This window comes from Pseudomonas sp. F2 (assembly GCF_057174385.1).
In genome coordinates this window covers 3,771,284-3,793,047 of the sequence record NZ_CM169904.1, presented here as the reverse complement: position 1 = coordinate 3,793,047, position 21,764 = coordinate 3,771,284, and the positions used below count along the sequence as shown (strand labels likewise).

Sequence of the window (21,764 nt, the reverse complement as noted above, 5' to 3'; positions counted from 1 at the left end):
ACTTTCAAGCAGGGAGATGTAGGGCGATGCAAGGCCACCCAGATGTTATCGATTACCTCAACACGTTGCTGACCGGCGAATTGGCCGCGCGTGACCAATATTTTGTTCACTCGCGGATGTATGAGGACTGGGGTTTCACCAAGCTCTACGAACGAATCAACCATGAGATGGAAGAAGAAGCCGGTCACGCCGACGCACTGATGCGCCGGATCCTGATGCTCGAAGGCACGCCGCGCATGCGCCCGGACGATCTCGACGTCGGTACCACCGTTCCGGAGATGCTCGAAGCCGATCTGCGTCTCGAGTACAAAGTTCGCGCCGCTCTGTGCAAAGGCATTGAGTTGTGCGAGCAGCATAAGGATTACGTCAGTCGCGAGATCCTGCGTGTTCAGCTCAACGACACCGAAGAAGATCACACCTATTGGCTGGAAAAACAGTTGGGCCTGATCAAGCTCATCGGTCTCGAGAATTACCTGCAATCGCACACCTGATTGCGCAGACACAAAAAAAGCCCCTGTCACTGTACAAGTAACAGGGGCTTTTTCATGCCCTCAGATCAGGCCCGATCGCGAATCAACAATGGCTTGAGGTAGTGACCGGTGTGAGATTGCTTCATCTCGGCCACTTCCTCCGGCGTGCCGGTGGCGATGATCTGCCCACCCTTGGAGCCGCCTTCCGGCCCCAGGTCCACCAGCCAGTCGGCGGTCTTGATCACGTCCAGGTTGTGTTCGATCACCACCACCGTGTTGCCGTGGTCGCGCAGGCGATGCAACACGTCGAGCAGTTGCTGGATATCCGCGAAATGCAGGCCGGTGGTCGGCTCGTCGAGGATATACAGGGTCTTGCCGGTGTCACGCTTGGACAGTTCGCGAGACAGCTTGACCCGTTGTGCTTCACCACCGGACAGCGTGGTCGCAGACTGCCCGAGCTTGATGTACGACAGGCCCACATCCATCAACGTCTGCAGCTTGCGCGCCAGCGCAGGCACCGCGTCGAAGAACTCCCGTGCCTCCTCGATAGTCATCTCGAGGGTTTCGTGGATGCTCTTGCCCTTGTATTTGATCTCAAGGGTTTCGCGGTTGTAGCGCTTGCTCTTGCACACATCGCACGGCACGTAGATATCCGGCAGAAAGTGCATTTCGACCTTGATCAGACCATCGCCCTGACAGGCCTCGCAGCGCCCGCCCTTGACGTTGAACGAGAAACGCCCAGGGCCGTAACCACGGGAGCGCGATTCGGGCACACCGGCAAACAGTTCGCGGATGGGGGTGAACAGCCCGGTGTAGGTCGCCGGGTTGGAGCGCGGCGTGCGGCCGATCGGGCTCTGGTCGATATCGACGACCTTGTCGAGATGCTCCAGGCCCTTGATGCTGTCGTGCGCGGCCGCTTCCAGCGTGGTGGCACCGTTGAGTGCAGTAGCGCTCAACGGGAACAGCGTGTTGTTGATCAGCGTGGATTTGCCGGAGCCGGAAACGCCGGTCACGCAGGTCAGCAGGCCGATCGGAATTTCCAGATCGACATTGCGCAGATTGTTGCCGCGCGCGCCTTTGAGCGACAGCGTCAGCTTCTTGTTGCGCGGCGTGCGTTTGGCCGGTACTTCGATCTTCACCCGGCCCGACAGGTATTTACCGGTCAACGAGTCAGGGTGCGCCATGACTTCGGCGGGCGTTCCTTCCGCCACGATCTGCCCGCCGTGCACGCCGGCACCCGGGCCGATATCCACTACATAGTCGGCCAGGCGAATCGCGTCTTCATCGTGTTCGACCACAATCACCGTGTTGCCGATATCGCGCAGGTGCTTGAGGGTGCCGAGCAAGCGGTCGTTATCGCGCTGGTGCAAGCCGATGGAGGGTTCGTCGAGGATGTACAGCACTCCGACCAGACCGGCGCCGATCTGGCTGGCCAGACGAATCCGCTGTGCCTCGCCGCCGGACAATGTGTCAGCGCTGCGGTCGAGAGACAGATAGTCGAGGCCGACGTTGACCAGAAACTGCAGGCGCTCGCGGATTTCCTTGAGGATCTTGTCGGCGATCTCGCCACGCCGGCCGGTCATCTTCAGTTCGCCGAAGTACTCGCAGGCATCGCCGATCGGCAGGTTGGTCACCGCCGGCAGGGTTTTCTCGCCGACCCAAACGTGTCGCGCTTCACGACGCAGACGGGTGCCACGGCAATCCGGGCAGGCCTGGGTGCTGAGGAACTTGGCCAACTCTTCGCGGACGCTGGCCGATTCGGTTTCGCGGTAGCGGCGCTCAAGGTTCGGCACGATGCCTTCGAACGGATGCGAACGTTTGACGATGTCGCCGCGGTCGTTGAGGTACTTGAAGTCGACATTCTGTGAGCCGCTGCCGTGCAGGATGTGCTTCTGCTGTTCGGCGGTCAGCTCGTTGAATGGCTTCTCAAGACTGAACTTGTAGTGCGAGGCCAGTGAGCCGAGCATCTGGAAGTAATAGACGTTGCGCCGGTCCCAGCCGCGAATCGCGCCCTCGGCCAGGGTCAGTTCACCGTTGACCAGGCGCTTGATGTCGAAGAACTGTTTCACACCCAGACCATCACAGGTCGGGCAGGCGCCAGCCGGGTTGTTGAAAGAGAACAGCTTCGGCTCGAGCTCGCTGATCGCGTGGCCGCAGATCGGGCAGGCAAAACGCGCAGAGAAGATCATCTCTTCGCCCGGCTCATCGTCCATCGGCGCCACCAGGGCAATGCCGTCCGCCAGCTTGAGAGCGGTTTCGAACGATTCGGCCAGACGCTGCTGCAGGTCGGCACGGACCTTGAAACGGTCGACGATGACATCGATCGAGTGCTTCTTCTGTTTGTCCAGTTTCGGCAGCTCGTCGAGCTCGCAGATGCGGCCATTGACCCGCGCCCGGACGAAGCCTTGGGCGCGCAGCTCTTCGAACACCGACAGGTGTTCACCTTTGCGTTCGCGAACAACCGGCGCCAGCAACATCAGCTTGCTGCCTTCCGGCTGCGCCAGCACCAGGTCAACCATCTGGCTGACGGTCTGCGCTTCCAGCGGAATGTCGTGATCCGGGCAGCGTGGCGTACCGACGCGTGCATACAGCAAACGCAGGTAGTCGTAGATTTCGGTGATGGTGCCGACCGTGGAGCGCGGGTTGTGCGAGGTCGACTTCTGCTCGATGGAGATGGCCGGCGACAAACCTTCAATGGTGTCGACGTCGGGTTTTTCCATCATCGACAGGAACTGTCGGGCGTAGGCCGACAGGGATTCGACATAGCGGCGCTGACCTTCGGCGTACAGCGTGTCGAAGGCCAGGGACGACTTGCCGGATCCGGACAGGCCGGTGATGACGATCAGTTTGTCCCGTGGCAGGGTCAGGTCGATGTTCTTCAGGTTGTGGGTACGGGCCCCACGTATCAGGATCTTGTCCAAAGTGGCCTCGCTCGGCGGGCGTCGAAAACGTAGGAGTATACGGGCAAATACTGGATGGATGCACACTATCAAACGAAGGGTTTTTTGCCTTGCATGAAGAGAGTTTCATCTATACGCGTCATAGCGTCGCGATATACCCCGTCTTTCGATGGGACTGGTAGAATCGCCGCCGGTTCACACGAGGTTTTTCCATGCACGATCCCCACAGCGAACGCATGAGTGGCAGCGAGACCCGCGCAGCGAGCGGCCTGGCCCTGGTGTTCGCCTTCCGTATGCTTGGCATGTTCATGGTGTTGCCGGTCCTGGCGACCTACGGCATGGACCTGGCGGGAGCGACCCCGGCCCTGATCGGGCTGGCGATTGGCGCTTACGGCCTGACCCAGGCGATTTTCCAGATTCCGTTCGGGATCATTTCCGACCGCATCGGCCGGCGTCCGGTGATTTTCCTCGGGCTGATCGTTTTCGCCCTCGGCAGTGTGCTGGCGGCTCAGGCCGATTCGATCTGGGGCGTGATCGCCGGACGTATCCTGCAGGGGGCCGGGGCGATTTCCGCCGCGGTCATGGCATTGCTCTCTGACTTGACCCGTGAACAACACCGCACTAAGGCCATGGCCATGATTGGCATGACCATCGGTCTGTCGTTCGCCGTGGCGATGGTGGTCGGGCCGTTGTTGACCCGGGCCTTTGGCCTGTCCGGACTGTTTCTCGCCACCGGCGGCATGGCGCTGGTGGGCATCCTGATCATTATGTTCATGGTGCCGAAATCCACCGGGCCGCTGAGCCATCGTGAATCCGGCGTGGCGCGTCAGGCCTTGATGCCGACACTCAAGCATCCGGATCTGTTGCGCCTGGACCTCGGCATCTTTGTGTTACATGCCATGTTGATGTCCAGCTTCGTTGCCTTGCCGCTGGCACTGGTGGAAAAAGCCGGGTTGCCCAAGGAGCAGCACTGGTGGGTCTATCTCACCGCGCTGCTGATCTCTTTCTTCGCCATGATTCCGTTCATCATCTACGGCGAGAAGAAACGCAAAATGAAACGAATCTTGCTCGGCGCCGTCCTGACGCTGATGCTCACTGAGCTATTCTTCTGGCAGTTCGGTGATAGCTTGCGGGCGCTGGTGATCGGCACGGTGGTATTCTTCACCGCGTTCAATCTGCTGGAGGCTTCGCTGCCGTCGCTGATCAGCAAGGTTTCACCGGCAGGCGGGAAGGGCACGGCGATGGGCGTGTATTCCACCAGCCAATTCCTCGGTTCGGCACTCGGCGGGATACTCGGCGGCTGGCTGTTTCAGCATGGCGGTCTGTCGGTTGTGTTCCTTGGATGTGCCGGTCTGGCTGCCATCTGGCTGGCCTTTGCTGTTACCATGCGCGAACCACCCTATGTGACGAGCCTGCGCTTGCCGTTGTCGCCTGAGGCGATCCGCGAAGCGGGTCTGGTCGAGCGCCTCAAGGCCCTCGTAGGGGTAACAGATGCAGTGATAGTTGCTGATGAAGCAGCTGTTTACATCAAACTGGACAAAGAATTAGTGGATCGCGACACCCTCGAACGCCTGGTGAACAACCCGGCCGGGGCTGCTTGCGAAGCCTAGGAGAACGTTATGGCCCGTGGGGTTAACAAAGTCATATTGGTCGGCACTTGCGGCCAGGATCCCGAAGTTCGCTACCTGCCTAACGGTAACGCCGTGACCAACCTGAGTCTGGCAACCAGCGAACAGTGGACCGACAAGCAAACCGGTCAGAAGGTCGAGAAGACCGAGTGGCACCGTGTTTCGATGTTCGGCAAGGTTGCGGAAATCGCCGGCGAATACCTGCGTAAAGGTTCGCAGGTGTACATCGAAGGCAAGCTGCAGACCCGCGAATGGGAAAAAGACGGTATCAAGCGTTACACCACTGAAATCGTGGTCGACATGCAAGGCACCATGCAACTGCTCGGCGGCCGTCCACAACAGGGCGACCAGCAAGGCGGTGGCAACAACTATCAGCAGCAGGCGCCACGTCAACAGGCTCCGCGTCCGCAGCAATCGGCTCCGCAACAGCGTCCAGCCCCGGCTCCACAGCAGGCGGCACCGCAACCGGCTCCGGATTTCGACAGTTTCGATGACGATATTCCGTTCTGATTGGATGCTGCATCCACGCTGAATAAAAAAGGCCCGTCGTTCAAAACGACGGGCCTTTTTTGTGGGCGCGGATGCATGCCTCAGTCGAGGATCAGGTGCGGCAGAAACCGGCTCGAATCCTTGGTAATCAGACTATTGTCCTCCCGCACGCCGATCCCCGCCGCCTGATCGCCAATCACCCAGGAGCCGATCAGCGTGTAGCTGTCGTCGAACTTCGGCAATGGCGCAAATTCCTGCAGGATGAATGGCGCATCGGTGTAGGGCCCGTCTTCTTTGACGATCAGACCTTCTGCCGTGTGCAGTTCGATATTGGCGCCTTCGCGGGAGAAGTACGGTTTGCGCACCCAACCCTTGGGCACCGCACTGGCCGGATTCGGATCAAGGTGCGCCGCCAGCAGGTTCGGGTGGCCCTGGTGGAGTTCCCACAGCAGCGGCAGCGCGCCTTTGTTCGACAGGATCGACTTCCATGCCGGTTCGAAAAACTGTGTATCGCACTCGGCGATCGCCGCACCGAACGGCTCGTGGAAGATGAATTCCCAGGCGTGCAGTTTGAACAGGTGCGGGATCCAGCGATCCTCAAGGTCAACGAAGCGACCCTCGGCGGTCAGGCCGATGTCTTCGATGTCGATGTGCCGGGATTCGATGCCGACCTTTTCCGCGATCAGGCGCAGGTAGTCGGTCGTGCCTTTGTCCTCGACCGAGTCTTTCATCGAGGCAAAGTAGAACGGACGCTTGAGCTGCAACTCGGCAAACGCCTGATGCAGCCCGGTATCGATGCTGTTGAACTGGTCGGCGTGGCGCGGCAACATTCCGCGCTCGATGCATTGCTCCAGCCAACCCCACTGAAACGCCGCCGCCTCATAGAGGCTGGTCGGCGTGTCGTAGTTGAGCTCCAGCAGTTTGGCAGGGCCATTGCCGCTGTAGGAAAAGTCCATGCGTCCGTACAGATGCGGATGACCTTCCAGCCAGGAAGTACGAATCATGTCGTAGTACGACGCCGGGATGCTCAGGCGATCCAGCAGCTCTTCGCTGTGCACCACGCGGTCGACCAGATCCATGCACATCTCGTGCAGTTCGGTGGTCGGGTCCTCCAGGTCGTTTTCGATCTGCGCGAGCGTGAACTGGTAGTAGGCGCGTTCGTCCCAGTACGGCTCGTCGTCAATGGTGTGGAACAGAAAGCCGAGACTTTCGGCTGTCTGTTTCCAGTCGGGGCGCTCGGCGCAGTGGATCTTTTTCATGGTCAGCTGCTCGAGCGTCCGGAACTGCTGCCCCAGCCACCCCAGCCGCTGCGAGCGGAAGACTGGCTGCCGAAGCCGCCACGGGAGGTCGACGAGGCGACGTTCACCGGTTTGCTTTTGCTGCTCTCGTAGTCCGGTTGACTGCGCGGCGCCGATTCGATTTTGCGGTACTGCGTTGAGGTGTTGTAGGTCTGACGCGTGTCGCGATCGCGATAAACGGTGCGGTTGGCGTTGTTGCTCATCGCATTGCCGATCAGCCAGCCCGTGAGCCAACCGTTGCCGCCGCCACCAGAGGCGTGGGAAGTGCTTTGCGCGTTCTGCGCAGCCGCTGCTTCACCGGCAGGCATCTGCGCGTTGGCAAGCGCATTCAGGTCCTGCGGGGGCTCGCCGTTCTGCGGTACCTTGAAACCGCCGAGTTTGGGCACGAAGCGGCCGTCGGAGTTTTTCTGGCACCAGTCGGCGGCGAAGTCAGCGTCGCACGTGGCCTTGTCGGCGTAGGCCGGGGCAATGCGTCGGTGCTCGGTCAATGCCGCGACGTAGGCGTTGGAGCAGACATCGGCCGCCACTTCGGCGCCGACGCACTCCTCGACCGATTGAAAGCGTTGCTGATCCTGCGCGGCAACCTCGCCGGAAATCGCCAGCGCCACCGAAGCGGCGAGGGACAGTTGAACGTACTTGCTGCGTTTCATCGAAGGCTTCCTGCCGATCAGTTGGACGGGGTCATGCACGCGGCATTGAGCATGCCGACACTGATGGCCACTGCGGCCACGTAGATACCCGAAGCGATTTCACCGTTGGCGATTCGCCTGGAGGTGCCTTTGAGAACCAGGCCGGTGGCGAGGAACGCGAGCAATTGCACCACCGCCGCAATCACTGCCCACAGCACGAAATCGAGGACGTTGACCGAAAACGCGATGACATTGCTGGCCGGAATCGCAAAACCGATGATCGCGCCGGACAGGGCGATCGCGGCAGCGATGTTGCCGGAGCGGATCAGCTCAAATTCTTTATGGGGCGTGATGCGCGTGTAGACGAACTGAAACAGCATGAACAGCAGCACAGCGCCGATCAGGTAGACGACGAAACCGACCAGCGCGGTCTTGTTCAGGGAAACGGCCAGCACTTCCAGCATGGAAAACTTCCTTTTTAAATGGTGCTCAGATCAGTCGTGTACAGCGAAATGCCCAGCGAGGTGCTCAGGCTGACGGTGCCTTCTTCGTCCTGTTCGACGGAGAACAGCAGCAATTCGCGGCGATCGGTCAGGCCGGTCTCGCGCGCATAAAGCATGGAGTGGTGTTCGATGGTGTAACTCTCGTCCGGATTGACCACGTGTTCGGTCAGCGGGACCAGTTCGGTCTGGCCCAGCTCGGTGCCCCATTCGCGGCTGTACTGGACGCCGTCGTGGGTGTAGGTCGGCAAGCCGATCGGGCTTGCAGGACCGGCCAGGCGCTGGAGCTCGGCGTCACTGTTGACGGTCACGTAGTTGAGGTAGTTGAACAGGGTGACCGACTCGATCTGGTCGTCACCGGTGACGTGGATCTGCAGCCAGAAATCCTCGTTGTTGAGGTAGTAGCGATGCAGTTTGTTGGATTGGCCAAGGTCGATCCAGCCAGCGCTCCAGATTGCCTCTGCCGCCGGAACCTGCACTGAGGTGCTGCCATCAAGCAGCAAGGCCAGGGTCGAATCGAATCGCACGCCTTTGCCCTGTGCCATTCCGAGTGGGCCGCCGGCTACCGGAGCGGGCGCAGCCGGCTGCCAGTTGCTGGTGCCCAGCAAATCTTTTAACCATCCCATGGGTACATTCCTTGAGGCGGGTGGAGGTGTTCGTCGGTAAAAAAACGTCGCTAGTGTACCGGGCCGGGCGACGAACGAGCAGGCACAATGCAAATATTCCGGGTGCAAAAAACCTGTAGGAGCTGCCGCAGGCTGCGATCTTTTGATCTGGATTGAAGAACAAAAGATCGCAGCCTGCGGCAGCTCCTACAGGAGAGCGATTTTACTGCGCGGACTTCTGTTTCAGCCGCTCAAGAATCGCATTGGCGCTGCCTTCGTTCGGCGTGATGCCGGCGTCGCGCAGTTTGCGCTCCAGGTCGTTGCCGGTCGAAGCGTCGGCCAGTTCGTCGGCGGCGCTCAGCTCGGCAGCGCGTTGCTGCTGCTTGGCCTGCAGACGGTTCAGGGTGCCGACGGCGGTTTCCAGTTTGCCGTTGGCGCCGCCGCTGGCGATGGACGCGCTGACCTGCGCCTTCTGTACGCTTTCACGGGCCTTGGCCATGTCCACTTGCTGGCGCAGGCTCTTGATCCGTGACTCGGCCTTGGTGATGTCCTTGCGCATGTTTTCGGCGTAGGTGCCGAATTCGTCGCTCTGGGCTTTCTCGGCGGTCAGGTCGTTGGTCAGGGTCGAAATCGCTTCGGCCACTTCCATGGCCAGGTCTTCGCGGCCGGCGTTCAGCGCGGCAACCGCCTTGGCTTCCAGGTCCTTGATCTTGGCGTCGTACTCGCTCACGCGGTCGGCGGCCAGCTTGTGCTTGGCCATGATGGTGACCAGCTCGCGGCGCGCGTTCGACAGCGCGGTGTCAGCGTCGCGGATCTCCTGATCGAGGATGCGCAGGGCCTGCTGGTCGACGATCGCTTCGCCGACTTCATTGGCGCCGCCGCGCAGAGCGGTGAACAACTTGCTCCAGATGGACTGAGTCATTGGATATTCCCTGTTGATTACTTGAAGAAGTGTTCGAAGGCTTCGCTCGCGCGCTGCACGTTGTCGACCAGGGTTTTCACCTCGGTCACGACGTTGGTCAGGCTCGAGTCGGCGCTGAGGGCGCCAAACATGTTGTAAACGGTCTGGCCGTTAGGCATCGACTCGATGCCGATCGACGACAGCGGGAACATTTCCCGGCTGCGCAGCACGGCGTCGTTGAAGGCGCGCACGTCAGTGATCGAATCGATGTCCACCAGCACGGTGTCGACGATGATCTGCTGACCGGCCACGGCGATGTGAATCGGCAGACCGCCGAATTCGTTCATTTCCAGCTTGATGCTGGGTTCGGAGCTCTGGATCAGAGACAGCGTGATCTCGTGCGAAGCCACCTCGTCCAGTGCCTTGAGGGCGTTGAAGAGGCTATCGATGTTCCAGTTGTTGCCTGCGCTCATGTAATTCTCCGACATGAATGAGCCAGCCAGAATCGGTTGGCGTAGCTGTTGCTCCATCTGCTTGAGCAAGCTTCGGTTTTCCGGAAGTACCCAAGTTTCGTGTTTCACATAACCGGCGGCAGCCAGGCCCGCGCGCATCTGCTTCATGTAGAAGCTCGACGGTTTTTTCGCGGACGGTTTCGAGCGCTCTCCCTTTGGGCTCTCTGACGCAACAGCGGGGGAGCGGCTTTTCATGGCAATGACTCCGTTATGAACATCTCACGCGTGAGCCACACTACAACCAATTCAAAGTGCCATCAATGGCTCACGCGTGAGATTTTCATGACAGATGAAAAACGCCCGCAACGTGGCGGGCGCAAGTTTTTACCGGTGTGTCGTGATGGATCAGCGCCCCAGAAACTCCTCGGCCGAGACCACGCTCGCGTAAGCGAAACCCAGTGCCGACATGAATGCCGCGTGGACCTGAGCGGCAGGCACCGTGACGCCGTTGAATTCCAGGTCACGGCAGGCGCAGGCGTCGTGGATTACCGTGACGCCGTAGCCCAGGTCCGCTGCCGCACGGGCGATGCCGTCGATGCACATGTGGCTCATGCTGCCGACAATCACCAGATCCCTGATGCCTTGTTCATCGAGAATCGATTGCAGCTCGGTCTCCCGGAACGAATTGACGAAGTGCTTGAGCACCACCGGTTCGTCCGGACGATTGAGTACTTTGGGATGCAGTTTTGCGCCGTCCGAGCCCGGGGTGAAAAACGGCGCGTCGGCCGAAGTGAATTCGTGGCGAATGTGCACCACCGGATCGCCCGCTTCGCGGAACGCGGCGAGCAGCCGTGCGGCGTTGTCGGCGGCGGCTTCAGCCCCCACCAGCGGCCACTTGCCTTGGGGGAAGTAGTCGTTCTGGATATCGACTACGATGAGCGCTTGTCTGGTCATGGGTGTGTCCTCGATGCATGGGCTGGAAGTGGATTCAGTATTGGCGCTGGCCGACGTTTCGAGGATTGGCCGGACCGACAATAAGCAGGGGAAAACTGACATGGGCGCAGAAAGGGCCGCCACGGTGGAACTGGGCGTACTGATGTACCCGGGCGTGCAACTGGCGGCGGTGCATGGGCTGAACGATCTGTTTGCGGTCGCCAACCGGATCGCTGCCGAGCGTCAGGCGGCGCAGTTACCGGTGCTGCGCGTCAGTCACTGGAAAGCCGACACCGGGCAGACGCCGCAGCGGGTGTACGACAGTCATCCCGGCGCTGACAGTCATTTGCTGGCAGTGCTGATTCCACCGTCCCTCGGCAGCTTTTCTGCGGCCAGCGTTTCAGCGCAATGGTTGCAATGGCTACGTGATCAGCATGCCCGTGGTGCAACCCTCGGCGGTGTCTGTGTGGGGTCGATGCTGCTGGCCGAAAGCGGCCTGCTCGACGGGCGTAGCGCCACCACGCACTGGACCTCGGCCAAGGCGTTTGCCGAGCGTTATCCGAACATCCGGCTCAAGGCGGATACGCCGATTGTCGATGACGGCGACTTGATCACCACCGCCGGGCTGATGGCCTGGTCGGAACTGGGCTTGCGCCTGGTCGACCGGCTGCTCGGGCCGAGCATCGCCAGCGGCACCGCGCGCTTTCTGGTGATGGAGCACAGCGACAGCGCCAGTGCCTGCGGGAGCAATTTTGCACCGATCCTCAGTCATGGCGACGCGGCGATTCTCAAGGTTCAGCATTGGCTGCAGAGCACCGGCGCCACTGATGTTTCGCTGACCTCGATGGCAGAGCGGGCGGGGCTGGAGGAGCGCACGTTTCTGCGTCGTTTCCGTGCGGCGACCGGGTTGAAACCGACCGAGTATTGCCAGCATCTGCGGGTCGGCAAGGCACGAGAGTTGCTGGAATACAGCAACGGCACTATCGATCACATTGCATGGACTGTGGGCTATCAGGACCCCGGCGCGTTTCGCGCGATCTTCAAGAAAATCACCGGGCTGACGCCAAGTGATTATCGGGCGCGGTTTGGTGTCTCGGGATAGTCCAGACACGCCATGACCTGTGGGAGCAAGCCCCCACCCACATTGAAATCTGGGGCTGCTGAAATCGTGCAAATTACCGGATCCTGACGCCCGGTCGTGCAGATTGAAACGGGCCTGATGCCATCACGTTTTCGGCAAGCATTTGATTCACCGAAGTTTTCCACAGCCCCCCGATTGGCCTGATCTCTGCACCGTTCATCACTCCATTCACCCATCCGCTGCAAGGGGGACGCATGACCCCGACGCCAGGCAGAAAAATCGTCGTCGCGCACTCGGTGCGCGCTGGCGCGCCACACCATGAAGTGCAGACCAACAAGGCGCTGGCTCGTTGGCTGGCGCAAATTCTCGGGCTCAAATTCGCTGGCAGCTACGACCCGGAAAAGCACCGTGGTCGGGATCTGTACTGGCTGCCGACGCAAACCATTGTCGGCGCCAGTCAGGCACAGGCCTTGGGCATCAAAAGCGCGGATGATTTATGGGGCGGATTCGTCGAACACGATTTCATCTGCACCAAAGCAATCAGTCACGGCCTGCGCAGCCATCTGGCCCAGGCGCCGCGAGGCTGGGCGCCGCTATTCTCCGAGCGCGTGCGCGACGTGGTGCTCGATGGCTTGACTGTGTTTGCCCTGGAAGACGCGCGGCCCGCCGCCGAGCACTTGCTGTACAGCGGTCCCATTCGCCTCAAACCGATTCACGCCTGTGCCGGTCGCGGTCAGGAAGTTATCAACAGCCTCGACGCGTTCGACGAAGTCCTCGCACGAGCGGATGCGGCAGCGTTGTTCCGCGATGGCGTGGTGCTGGAGCAGGACTTGAGCAAGGTCGTCACCCACAGCGTCGGTCAGTCATTCATCGGCGGCAAGGTGCTGAGCTACTGCGGTGATCAATACTTGACCAAGGATGCCCATGGCGAAGACGTATATGGTGGTTCGAATCTGTTGGTAGTGCAGGGCGGCTACGAAGATCTGCTGGCGTTGGACTTGCCGGATGACGTGCGACTAGCCATCAAGCAGGCCCAGATTTTCGACCGGGCGGCGGATGAGGCTTATCCAGATTTCTACGCCTCGCGGCGCAACTACGACATCGCTCAAGGCCTGGACAGCAATGGCAAACCGCGCAGCGGTGTGCTCGAACAATCCTGGCGCATGGGCGGTGCCAGCAGCGCTGAACTGGCCGCGCTGCAGAGCTTTGTCAACGCTCCGCAGATGCGGGCGATCCGTGTGTCGACCGTAGAAACCTACGGTGATCAAAGCCTGCCGGCGGACGCCATCGAAATCTATCGCGGCCCGGCCGAGAACAGCGACTTTCTCCTCAAATACGTAACGGTCAAATCCTATGACGGCTAGAAGCGAAAGCATTCAGATCGACATTGATGACGAACAGATGAGCGGGACGTTTCTCAGTCCCAAATCGAAAGTCCCCGGCGTGTTGTTTGTGCACGGCTGGGGTGGCAGCCAGGAGCGTGATCTGGAGCGCGCCAAGGGCATCGCCGGGCTGGGTTGTGTGTGCCTGACCTTCGACCTGCGCGGACACACCGGTGGCACCGGCATTCCGCTGACCCGGGTGACGCGCGAAGATAACCTGCGTGACTTGCTCGCGGCCTACGATCGCCTGTTGGCGCATCCGGCGCTCGACACTTCGGCGATTGCGGTAGTCGGCACCAGTTATGGCGGCTATCTCGCGTCGATTCTCACCTCGCTGCGCCCGGTGCGCTGGCTGGCGCTGCGAGTGCCGGCGCTGTATCGCGACGAGCAATGGCATACACCCAAGCGGGATCTGGACAAGGCTGATCTGCGTGACTATCGGGCGACGCTGGTGCGTGCCGACAGTAACCGCGCCTTGCACGCCTGTTCGCAGTTCACCGGGGATGTGTTGTTGGTGGAATCGGAAACCGACGACTACGTGCCCCACGCCACGATCATGAGTTACCGCGCCGCGTGTCAGCAGACGCATTCGCTGACGCACCGGATCATCGACGGTGCTGACCATGCGCTGAGCGACCCGGTTTCGCAGCAGGCCTACACCTCGATTCTGGTGGACTGGATTACCGAGATGGTGGTGGGTGAGCGGTTGAGCATTATTCAGTCCACATAGTGTGTTTTGTCTTTTCGGATACCTTCGCGAGCAAGCCATTACCAAAAACTCAGGAGGGCGTCTTCTCGATCCGCAACGCCTTCGCCTTGGCCTCGACCAGCAGGTACATCACCACGGTGATCAACAACGGCAAAAGAAAATAAATCGCCCGATACGCCAGCAATCCCGCCACCAGACTGCCCCGCGAAACTTCGTGTTGCAGCAGCGCGACGAACACCGCTTCCAACACTCCAAGCCCCGCCGGAATGTGCGTGATGACCCCGGCAATCGCACTGATCAACAGCACGCCAAGCACCAATGGATAATCCAGCTTGCCCGGCAGCAAGGTGAAAATCACCGCCGCCATCAACGACCAGTTCAGCGCCCCCAGCAGCAGTTGCAGGACGGCCATGCGCAGGGACGGCAGGTTGATTTCCACCCCGCGAATCGACCATTCGCGGCGCTTGGAGAACTGGCACGCGGCGAGGTAACCGCCACTCAGCAGCAACAACAGCACACCAATGCCCTGTAACGCATCGCTGCTGATTTTCCAGCCCGGCGGCATGCTCACCAGGCCACTGCTGAACACCGCGCCGGCGATCGTCATGTAGCCGAACCAGTTGGTGGCCAGGCTCAAACCGAGAATCTTGGCGATGTTGCTTTTGCTCACCCCCAGGCGCGAATACAGCCGATAGCGCATGGCGATCCCGCCGACCCAGGCGCTGAGGTTGAGGTTGAACGCATAGCTGATGATCCCCACCGGGAGGATCTGTTTCCAGGTCAGGTCCTGGCGGATGTAGGTGCGCCCGATCAGGTCGAAGCTGGCGTAGGTGAGAAAACTCAACAGGGTCACGCCGGCGGCGATGAGCAGTGTGCGCACCTTGAAGTCGGCCAGGGTCTGCAGCACTTCCGCCCATTCGATGCGGGTGGCAAACATCGTCAGCAACACGATCAACGCGAGGAAGAACAGCAGCGTCAGTGGGCGTTTCCAGCGACTCCATCGAGAATGCACGGCGGGCGCTGTCTGCGCTGGGGAATGGCTCATGACATGTGCCCCCGAAACGGCTTGAGCCGTGGTTTGTGCGCCGGCAGCCAACCGGCCATCGCCGGGAAATGCCGCAGGAAGTGGAACACCAGAAACCCCACGGTCATGTGCCAGATCCGTCCGCGTGGCACCTTGCTCGGGTCCATCGCCTTGCAGTGGTTATGGCTCAGGTCTTCGAGACGCTGGAACAAGTGCTGATTGAATGTGCGATCGCGGATCAGCACGTTGGCTTCCAGGTTCAGCGACAGGCTCAGCGGGTCGAGATTGCTCGAACCGACCGTGCTCCATTCCTCATCCACCAAGGCGACTTTGCCGTGCAGCGGGCGCTGGCAATATTCGTGGATCTGCACCCCCGCCTTGAGCAGGTAGTCGTAGGTCATGCGCGCCGCCAGTTTGGCCACCAGCATGTCCGGTTGACCTTGCAGGATCAGGCGCACCTCGACGCCACGGCGCGCCGCGTTGCGGATCTCGCGCAGCAGGCGGTAGCCGGGGAAGAAATAGGCGTTGGCGATCACCACCCGGCGTTTTGCCCGGCGCAATGCGTGCAAATACACGTCTTCGATATCGGTGTGGTGCTGATCGTTGTCACGAAACACCAGGCGCACCTGACCGTCGTGATCGTTGAAAGCCATGTCTGCCCGACGCTGGCGCCGACGTTGCCACCAGAAGCGTGCGCGGCCCGGCCGACCACTTTGCAGCAGGGCGAAGTGATGGATGTCGGCGACCGCCGGCCCCTGAACCTGCACCGCGTAATCCTGTTTCGCTTCGGGGCCGAAGTCGGCCAGGTGATCCCCGGAAAAGTTGATCCCGCCAATGAACGCGATCAGTCCGTCGACTACTACAATTTTGCGGTGCAGACGGCGGAACCAGTTGGTGCGAAAACCCAGGTGCTTGGGCGCCGGATCAAACATCTGCAGGTGCACGCCGGCGTCGCTCAATGCCGCGAGATAACCGGTGGTCAACTCACCACAGCCGAAACCGTCGAGGCTGACGGTGGTGCGCACGCCGCGCCGGGCGGCGTCGATCAGGATCTGCTGTAACTCTGCGCCGACCTTGTCTTCGAAAACGATGAAGGTCTCCAGCAGGATTTCACTCTTCGCCGCACGCATGGCGTCAAACACCCGAGGGAAATATTCCTCGCCGTTTTCCAGCAACTCGACACGGTTGTTGCCCTGCCAGTTGTACTCGACATCGACAGGTCCGGGCTCGCGTACAGGCGGGTTGATGCTGATCGGTTCCACGGCGGATTTCTCCAGCGGTGCGCTGCTCATAGTTCGATCTCCACCGATAACGGGGCGTGGTCGGAAAGGTGTGACCAAGGCCGTGTTGTCAACACGTTTGGCTGGCTGGCCTTGAGGTTACGTACGTAGATACGGTCCAGGCGCAGGATCGGCAGACGTGCCGGAAAACTGCGCGCCGGTTTGCCGTGATGTTCGGCGAACACTTCGCGCAGGCCGCAGGGCTCGAGCAGCGCATCGGCGCGCTGGCGCCAGTCATTGAAGTCACCGGCGACGATCACGGGAGCATCAGCCGGCAGTTGCGCGATGCGCTCGCCCAGCAGCTTCAGTTGCGCATTGCGATGGCTTTCGCGCAGGCCCAGATGCACGCAGATCGCATGCACCTCGACGCCATCGCCCGGCAGGCGCAGCACGCAATGCAACACGCCACGGTTCTCATGGCCGCTGATCGAAACGTCGAGGTTGTCGTGACGGATGATCTGGAATTTCGACAGCAGCGCATTGCCGTGATCGCCCTCCGGGTACACCGCGTTGCGTCCATAGGCGAATTGCGGCCACAGGCTGTCGGCGAGGAACTCGTACTGCGGCATCGTCGGCCAGTTGCTGTAGCGCTTGGGATGATGTTCATGGGTGCCGTGGACTTCTTGCAGAAACACCACGTCGGCGGCCACGCTGCGCACGGCTTCGCGCAACTCCGGGAGGATGAAACGTCGATTGAGTGCGGTGAAACCCTTGTGGGTGTTGACCGTCAGCACGGTGAAACGGCGCACCGAGGCTTCGACACGGGTCTGCTCGTCGGTGAACCCGACCGGTTCTGGAATACTCATGTCAGCACCCCTTCGGCAACGGGTTCGCCGGGGGCGGTGGCGAGTGTTTTATCCAGCTCAAAACAGTGGAGCAACCGGCGCGCGTCGTAGGGCGCGCGGACTTTGATGTCGTTGTCGAAATAGCAGAATACTTCGCGGGACTTGCGCGCCCGAGGCTTGAGGCGCGGCGCGATCAGGTGCGCATCGTCAGGCTGCTGACCGTGGTGCCAGGCCTCGATGCGTTTGGCCCAGTTCTGCAGCGCCGATTCGCTGTAGCCGCTGGCGTACAGCTCTTCGGCGCCATGCAGGCGCAGGTAGACGAAGTCGCTGGTAAGGTCTTCGCGATACGGCCATTTGCCGGCGGTGTCGGCGATCACCAGGGCGGTGTTGTAGCGTTTCAACAAGCGCACGAAGTCGGGATCGATGAAGCTGTCGTTGCGAATTTCGACGGCATGGCGCAGCGGTTTTTTGCGCCAGGCTTTCAGGCTGGCGTGGCCATGCAGGTGCGCGTCGTGCTGGCGGGCGAGGGCGGCGGCCGCCTCGGTATCGTGGGGCAACAATGAGAGGAAGTGTTCGAAGCGCTCGGGGTCGAATTTGAAGTTCGGCGGAAACTGCCAGAGGATCGGCCCGAGCTTTTCCTTGAGCTCCAGCACCCCGGAGGCGAAGAAATTCGCCAGTGGTTTCTCGATCTCGCGCAAGCGGCGCACGTGAGTGATGAAGCGCGGCGCCTTGACGCTGAACACGAAGTCGTCCGGCGTTTCGCTGTACCACTGCGCATAACGTTCGGGCCGTTGCAGGGCGTAGAACGATCCATTGATTTCGATGCTGTTGACCGCCCGTGATGCGAATTGCAGTTCGCGCTTCTGGGTCAGTCCCTTCGGGTAGAAATCCCCGCGCCACGGAGCGTAGCGCCAGCCGGAAATACCGATGTGAATCGTTGCCATGCCGCCCTCCCGTCGTCAGTCCTCATACAGCCTGTGTCTGTTGATGACTGTGGGCGGTTCGGGAAAGTTTCGACGGCGTTACGGACGGTAGTCTGTAAGAGCCGCCGAAGGCTGCGATCTTTTGATGTTGTTTTTCAAGATCAAAAGATCGCAGCCTTCGGCAGCTCCTACAGGGGATCTCATTGAGACAGCTATTTGATCAGTGACCGGTGACGACTCGTGTGGTGCTTTCGGCATAGGTCGGGCCGAGCCGATCCAGTCGCCCGCTCCACGCCGTCAGCGCGAGCGCCACCAACACCACCAGCCCGCCGATCCATGCTGTGTGAATCAGGCCAAGGTGTTCGACGATCAGCCCGCCGCCCCATGCGCCACCGGCAATCCCCAGGTTGAACGCCGCGATGTTCAGCCCCGATGCCACGTCCACCGCCTGCGGCGTGTGATGTTCAGCCTGACGCACCACGTACACTTGCAGCCCCGGCACATTGCCGAACGCCACCGCGCCCCACACCAGCACTGTGGCCAGCGCCAGCCATGGGTTGCCGGCGGTGAAGGTCAGTACGAACAGCACGGCGGCGAGCAGGGCGAAGATGATTTTCAGGGCGCTGATCGGCCCACGCTTGTCCGCCATTTTGCCGCCCCAGATATTGCCGGCCGCCACCGAGACGCCGTACACCAGCAGCACCAGGCTGACGGTACTGGCGCTGAAACCGGAGATGTCCTGCAGGATCGGCGCCAGGAAGGTGAAGGCGATGAACGAGCCGCCGTAACCGATCGCGGTCATGGCGTACACCAGCAACAGGCGCGGTTGTTTCAGCACTTGCAGTTGTTGCAACAGCGACGCCGGTTTGCTGTGGGCGATGTTGTTCGGCACATACAGCAGGCTGCCGATGAAGGCGATCACACCCAGCGCCGAGACCGCGAGGAAGGTTTCACGCCAGCCGAAATGCTGACCGATGAACGTGCCCAGTGGTACGCCGGTGACCAGCGCCACGGTGAGGCCGGTGAACATGATCGCAATCGCGCTGGCGGCTTTTTCCTTGGGCACCAGGCTGGTGGCGATGGTCGAGCCGATGGAAAAGAACACCCCGTGCGCCAGGCCCGTGACGATCCGCGCCAGCACCAGCGATTCATAACTGGGCGCCAGCCAGGCCAGCAGGTTGCCGAGGGTGAACAGCACCATCAGCGACAACAGCAACAGTTTGCGCGGGACTTTGCCGGTCAGGGCGGTCAGCACCGGCGCGCCAATGGCAACGCCCAGCGCATACAGGCTGACCAGCAGGCCGGCGGACGGCAGACTGACGCCGAGGTCGGCGCCGATGGTGGGTAACAGGCCAACGATGACGAACTCGGTCGTCCCGATGGCGAAGGCGCTGAGGGTCAGCGCGAGCAAGGCAATGGGCATGACAGCACTCCGGTAGAGGTTTGAATGGAGCGCAGTGTCGGGGTTTGGCTCGTGCGGAAAAATACAGGGCTGGGCATTTGATATTTGCCGCTGACGCAAATATCCACAGTCTGCTGTGAACCCTGTGGTGTGGGGAATGCAGTGGGCACTGGGGTTATTCAGGCAAAAACCGAACTTGTCCGCCATTCACCGATCAGTTCCTTACAGGTTCAGCCAAGAGGGATCGCAGTTTTGATCAAGTTCAGGATCGCCATTCTGCTGGGAGCGCTACTGTTTCTCGGCGCCAGCGAACTCGAAGCCGCCGCGCTGCCGGGGATTCCGGCTGCCGCTGAAGAGCCGGCCAAACCCGAGCCGATTGTGCAGGGCGGTCTGCTCGGCGCGATCAGTTCGAGCATCGACGACGTGCAGGACAAACTCGACCTCAATGAACATCTGGTCGATGCCTGGCGCCTGCGTGCCGACCGCGCGGCGGACGAAGTCGACAAACTGGTCAACCAGCCGTCGAACCGGTCCGGCTGGAGCGTCGCCGGGGATTTCCTGATGTTGTCCGGCGTCTGGCTCGGCGCGTTTGCGCTGCTGACCGTGATCGGCAGCCTGCTGGCCAAGCGGCTGAGTCAGGGCCGTTGGCTGCGGACCCGGCAGCGCAGTCAGGACCTGGTCGGCTACCTGCTGCCGTACACGCTGCCGGCGCTGATCTGTCTGCCGCTGACGCTGTACGTCAGCCACTTTCTGCAAGCCTCGGTGGGACGGGCGCTGGCGCTGTGTCTGGCGTATGCCACCAGCAGCGGTATTTTCTCCACTTCAATGTTGTTGTGCGTGGTGGTGATGTTCAACGTCGGGCACAAACGGCCTGCCGCGCGGATTATCCGCGACTACTGCCCGAAACCGCTGTTCCTGATCGGTTTCCTCGCGGCCCTCAGTGACGCGTTGACCAGCCCGCAGATCGCCCGTCAGTTGGGCGGCAACATCACCAGCAGCGTCGCGGTGTTCACCGGGCTGATCGCTTCGATCATCTTCGGTCTGCTGGTGATTCGCCTGCGCCGGCCGGTGGCACATCTGATTCGCAACCGGCCACTGGAACAGCGCCTGAAGCAGCCGTCGTTGCAGGAGTCACTGCGGATTTTTTCCGGGCTCTGGTACTGGCCTATCGTGTTGATGGTGCTGGTTTCGGTGGTCAATCTGATCGGCATCGGCGAGGACAATCAAAAGGCTCTGCGCTGCGCGTTGTTCACCACGGTGTTGCTGATCGGCACGGTGTTCCTCAGCACCATCCTCCAGCACCTGTTCAAGTCGCGCAAAGCCGAAGCGATCCAGCGCAGCAGCGCTTACAAGGAACGCTTTCTCAGCCTGTTGCACGCGCTGCTGCGGATCGTCATCGCGATTGCCTTCATCGATATTCTCGGGCGGATCTGGGGCGTTTCACTGCTCGATTTCGCTCAGAGCAGTACGATCGGCCGGGCGATCAGCAATGCGTTGAGCAGCATCGGCCTGATCTTCCTCGTCACCTGGCTGTTGTGGGTGGTGCTCGACACGGCGATTCAGGAAGCGCTGAAACCACCGGTCAGCAAACGCTCGTCGCGCCAGCCCAGCACCCGGGTGAAAACCATCCTGCCGCTGCTGCGCAACGCAATCAAAATCATCCTGGTGGTGATCTGCGCGATCACCACCATGGCTAACCTCGGGATCAACGTTGCGCCACTGTTGGCCGGTGCCGGGGTGGTCGGTCTGGCCATCGGTTTCGGCTCGCAACAACTGGTGCAGGATGTGATCACCGGGCTGTTCATCATCATTGAGGACACGCTGTCGATCGGCGACTGGGTGGTGCTCGATTCCGGGCATGCCGGCACCGTCGAAGGCCTGACCATTCGCACCCTGCGCCTGCGTGACGGCAAGGGGTTTGTGCACTCGGTGCCGTTCGGTCAGATCAAGGCAGTCACCAACCAGTCACGCCAGTTTGCCTTCGCGTTTTTCTCGGTGCAGTTCACCTACGACACCGATGTCGACAAGGCCATCGAACTGATCCGCCAGACCGGTGATTCAATTCGCGAAGACCCGTTCCTCAAGTACAACCTGCAAGGGCCGCTGGATGTATTTGGCGTGGACAGAATGGACTTGAACGGCGTGGTGCTGACCGCGCAATTCCGTACCGTGTCGGGCGGGCAGTATGCGGTGAGCCGGGCGTTCAATCAGCGTTTGAAAAAGCTTGTGGATAACAGCGCCGAGGTGCATTTCGCGCAAACTTATCCACAGCAGGTTTTGTTGCCAAGGCGGCAGGGTGAGGGGGAATGGGTAGCGAGCGAGGTGCCACAAAAGTCGAGTACTTGATGGGCGGATTGTGTAGTGGGGGTTCCG

General features: G+C 60.8%; 20 protein-coding genes. 7 read left to right on the top strand and 13 right to left on the bottom strand.

Features of this window, described 5'->3' with window-relative positions; genetic code table 11:
* Positions 1-26: 26 nt before the first annotated feature.
* Positions 27-491, top strand: a complete 465-nt coding sequence (gene bfr / locus AC193Q_RS17040) for a bacterioferritin (protein WP_003228714.1) — start codon at positions 27-29, stop codon at positions 489-491.
* Positions 492-556: 65 nt separating this feature from the next.
* On the opposite strand, the gene uvrA is transcribed toward bfr, so the two are convergent.
* Complete coding sequence (gene uvrA / locus AC193Q_RS17035) at positions 557-3,391, bottom strand: excinuclease ABC subunit UvrA (protein ID WP_047296905.1); 2,835 nt, start codon at positions 3,389-3,391, stop codon at positions 557-559.
* A gap of 191 nt (positions 3,392-3,582) precedes the next feature.
* Here uvrA and AC193Q_RS17030 point away from each other — a divergent pair, with 191 nt between their 5' ends.
* Together AC193Q_RS17030 and AC193Q_RS17025 are read left to right on the top strand one after the other, a co-directional pair.
* A complete protein-coding gene (locus tag AC193Q_RS17030) occupies positions 3,583-4,980 on the top strand; it encodes an MFS transporter (RefSeq protein WP_095668189.1) in 1,398 nt (465 codons plus the stop codon).
* A 9-nt stretch (positions 4,981-4,989) separates the two neighbouring features.
* Positions 4,990-5,508: a single-stranded DNA-binding protein gene (locus tag AC193Q_RS17025; RefSeq protein WP_007966163.1), complete on the top strand. Its 519-nt coding sequence runs from the start codon at positions 4,990-4,992 to the stop codon at positions 5,506-5,508.
* Positions 5,509-5,588: 80 nt separating this feature from the next.
* Here AC193Q_RS17025 and AC193Q_RS17020 read toward each other — a convergent pair whose 3' ends face one another.
* The 7 genes from AC193Q_RS17020 to AC193Q_RS16990 form a co-directional block, all read right to left on the bottom strand.
* A complete protein-coding gene (locus AC193Q_RS17020) occupies positions 5,589-6,746 on the bottom strand; it encodes a glutathionylspermidine synthase family protein (protein WP_483878631.1) in 1,158 nt (385 codons plus the stop codon).
* Between the two features lie 2 nt (positions 6,747-6,748).
* On the bottom strand, positions 6,749-7,435 hold the full coding sequence (locus tag AC193Q_RS17015) for a DUF1190 domain-containing protein (RefSeq protein WP_095668191.1): 687 nt from the start codon (positions 7,433-7,435) through the stop codon (positions 6,749-6,751).
* Between the two features lie 17 nt (positions 7,436-7,452).
* Positions 7,453-7,878 (bottom strand): DUF350 domain-containing protein, encoded by a 426-nt coding sequence (locus AC193Q_RS17010; RefSeq protein ID WP_025109509.1) that lies wholly within the window; start codon positions 7,876-7,878, stop codon positions 7,453-7,455.
* 14 nt (positions 7,879-7,892) lie between these two features.
* A complete protein-coding gene (locus AC193Q_RS17005) occupies positions 7,893-8,540 on the bottom strand; it encodes a DUF2491 family protein (protein ID WP_041074457.1) in 648 nt (215 codons plus the stop codon).
* Positions 8,541-8,742: 202 nt separating this feature from the next.
* Positions 8,743-9,441 carry a PspA/IM30 family protein gene (locus tag AC193Q_RS17000; RefSeq protein ID WP_041074459.1) on the bottom strand — a complete coding sequence of 233 codons (699 nt, stop codon included), beginning with the start codon at positions 9,439-9,441 and terminating at the stop codon, positions 8,743-8,745.
* 17 nt (positions 9,442-9,458) lie between these two features.
* Positions 9,459-10,040: a YjfI family protein gene (locus AC193Q_RS16995; RefSeq protein ID WP_230679397.1), complete on the bottom strand. Its 582-nt coding sequence runs from the start codon at positions 10,038-10,040 to the stop codon at positions 9,459-9,461.
* Positions 10,041-10,277: 237 nt separating this feature from the next.
* Positions 10,278-10,826, bottom strand: a complete 549-nt coding sequence (locus AC193Q_RS16990; protein ID WP_047296893.1) for a cysteine hydrolase family protein — start codon at positions 10,824-10,826, stop codon at positions 10,278-10,280.
* 100 nt (positions 10,827-10,926) lie between these two features.
* Between AC193Q_RS16990 and AC193Q_RS16985 the strand changes: the two genes are divergently transcribed.
* The 3 genes from AC193Q_RS16985 to AC193Q_RS16975 all read left to right on the top strand — a co-directional run bounded on the left by AC193Q_RS16985 (position 10,927) and on the right by AC193Q_RS16975 (position 13,998).
* On the top strand, positions 10,927-11,907 hold the full coding sequence (locus AC193Q_RS16985; protein WP_121187840.1) for a GlxA family transcriptional regulator: 981 nt from the start codon (positions 10,927-10,929) through the stop codon (positions 11,905-11,907).
* A gap of 233 nt (positions 11,908-12,140) precedes the next feature.
* Complete coding sequence (locus AC193Q_RS16980) at positions 12,141-13,250, top strand: DUF3182 family protein (RefSeq protein WP_121187454.1); 1,110 nt, start codon at positions 12,141-12,143, stop codon at positions 13,248-13,250.
* Positions 13,240-13,998: an alpha/beta hydrolase family protein gene (locus AC193Q_RS16975; protein ID WP_047296890.1), complete on the top strand. Its 759-nt coding sequence runs from the start codon at positions 13,240-13,242 to the stop codon at positions 13,996-13,998. The genes AC193Q_RS16980 and AC193Q_RS16975 overlap by 11 nt, the downstream gene beginning before the upstream one ends.
* Before the next feature lie 49 nt (positions 13,999-14,047).
* Here AC193Q_RS16975 and AC193Q_RS16970 read toward each other — a convergent pair whose 3' ends face one another.
* From AC193Q_RS16970 to AC193Q_RS16950, 5 genes are all read right to left on the bottom strand, one after another.
* Positions 14,048-15,022, bottom strand: coding sequence for a lysylphosphatidylglycerol synthase domain-containing protein (locus AC193Q_RS16970; protein ID WP_483878630.1), 975 nt, complete (start codon positions 15,020-15,022; stop codon positions 14,048-14,050).
* Positions 15,019-16,293, bottom strand: coding sequence for a cardiolipin synthase ClsB (gene clsB, locus AC193Q_RS16965; RefSeq protein ID WP_047296886.1), 1,275 nt, complete (start codon positions 16,291-16,293; stop codon positions 15,019-15,021). The genes AC193Q_RS16970 and clsB overlap by 4 nt, the downstream gene beginning before the upstream one ends.
* Positions 16,290-17,087, bottom strand: a complete 798-nt coding sequence (locus AC193Q_RS16960; RefSeq protein WP_041074473.1) for an endonuclease/exonuclease/phosphatase family protein — start codon at positions 17,085-17,087, stop codon at positions 16,290-16,292. The genes clsB and AC193Q_RS16960 overlap by 4 nt, the downstream gene beginning before the upstream one ends.
* Positions 17,084-18,010, bottom strand: coding sequence for a DUF72 domain-containing protein (locus tag AC193Q_RS16955; protein ID WP_476286325.1), 927 nt, complete (start codon positions 18,008-18,010; stop codon positions 17,084-17,086). Before AC193Q_RS16955 ends, AC193Q_RS16960 begins: the two co-directional genes overlap by 4 nt.
* A 199-nt stretch (positions 18,011-18,209) precedes the next feature.
* Entirely contained in the window at positions 18,210-19,412 is a 1,203-nt protein-coding gene (locus AC193Q_RS16950; protein WP_131671517.1) for an MFS transporter, read from the bottom strand.
* Between the two features lie 231 nt (positions 19,413-19,643).
* Between AC193Q_RS16950 and AC193Q_RS16945 the strand changes: the two genes are divergently transcribed.
* Positions 19,644-21,737, top strand: a complete 2,094-nt coding sequence (locus tag AC193Q_RS16945; RefSeq protein WP_483878629.1) for a mechanosensitive ion channel family protein — start codon at positions 19,644-19,646, stop codon at positions 21,735-21,737.
* The last annotated feature ends 27 nt before the right edge of the window (positions 21,738-21,764 follow it).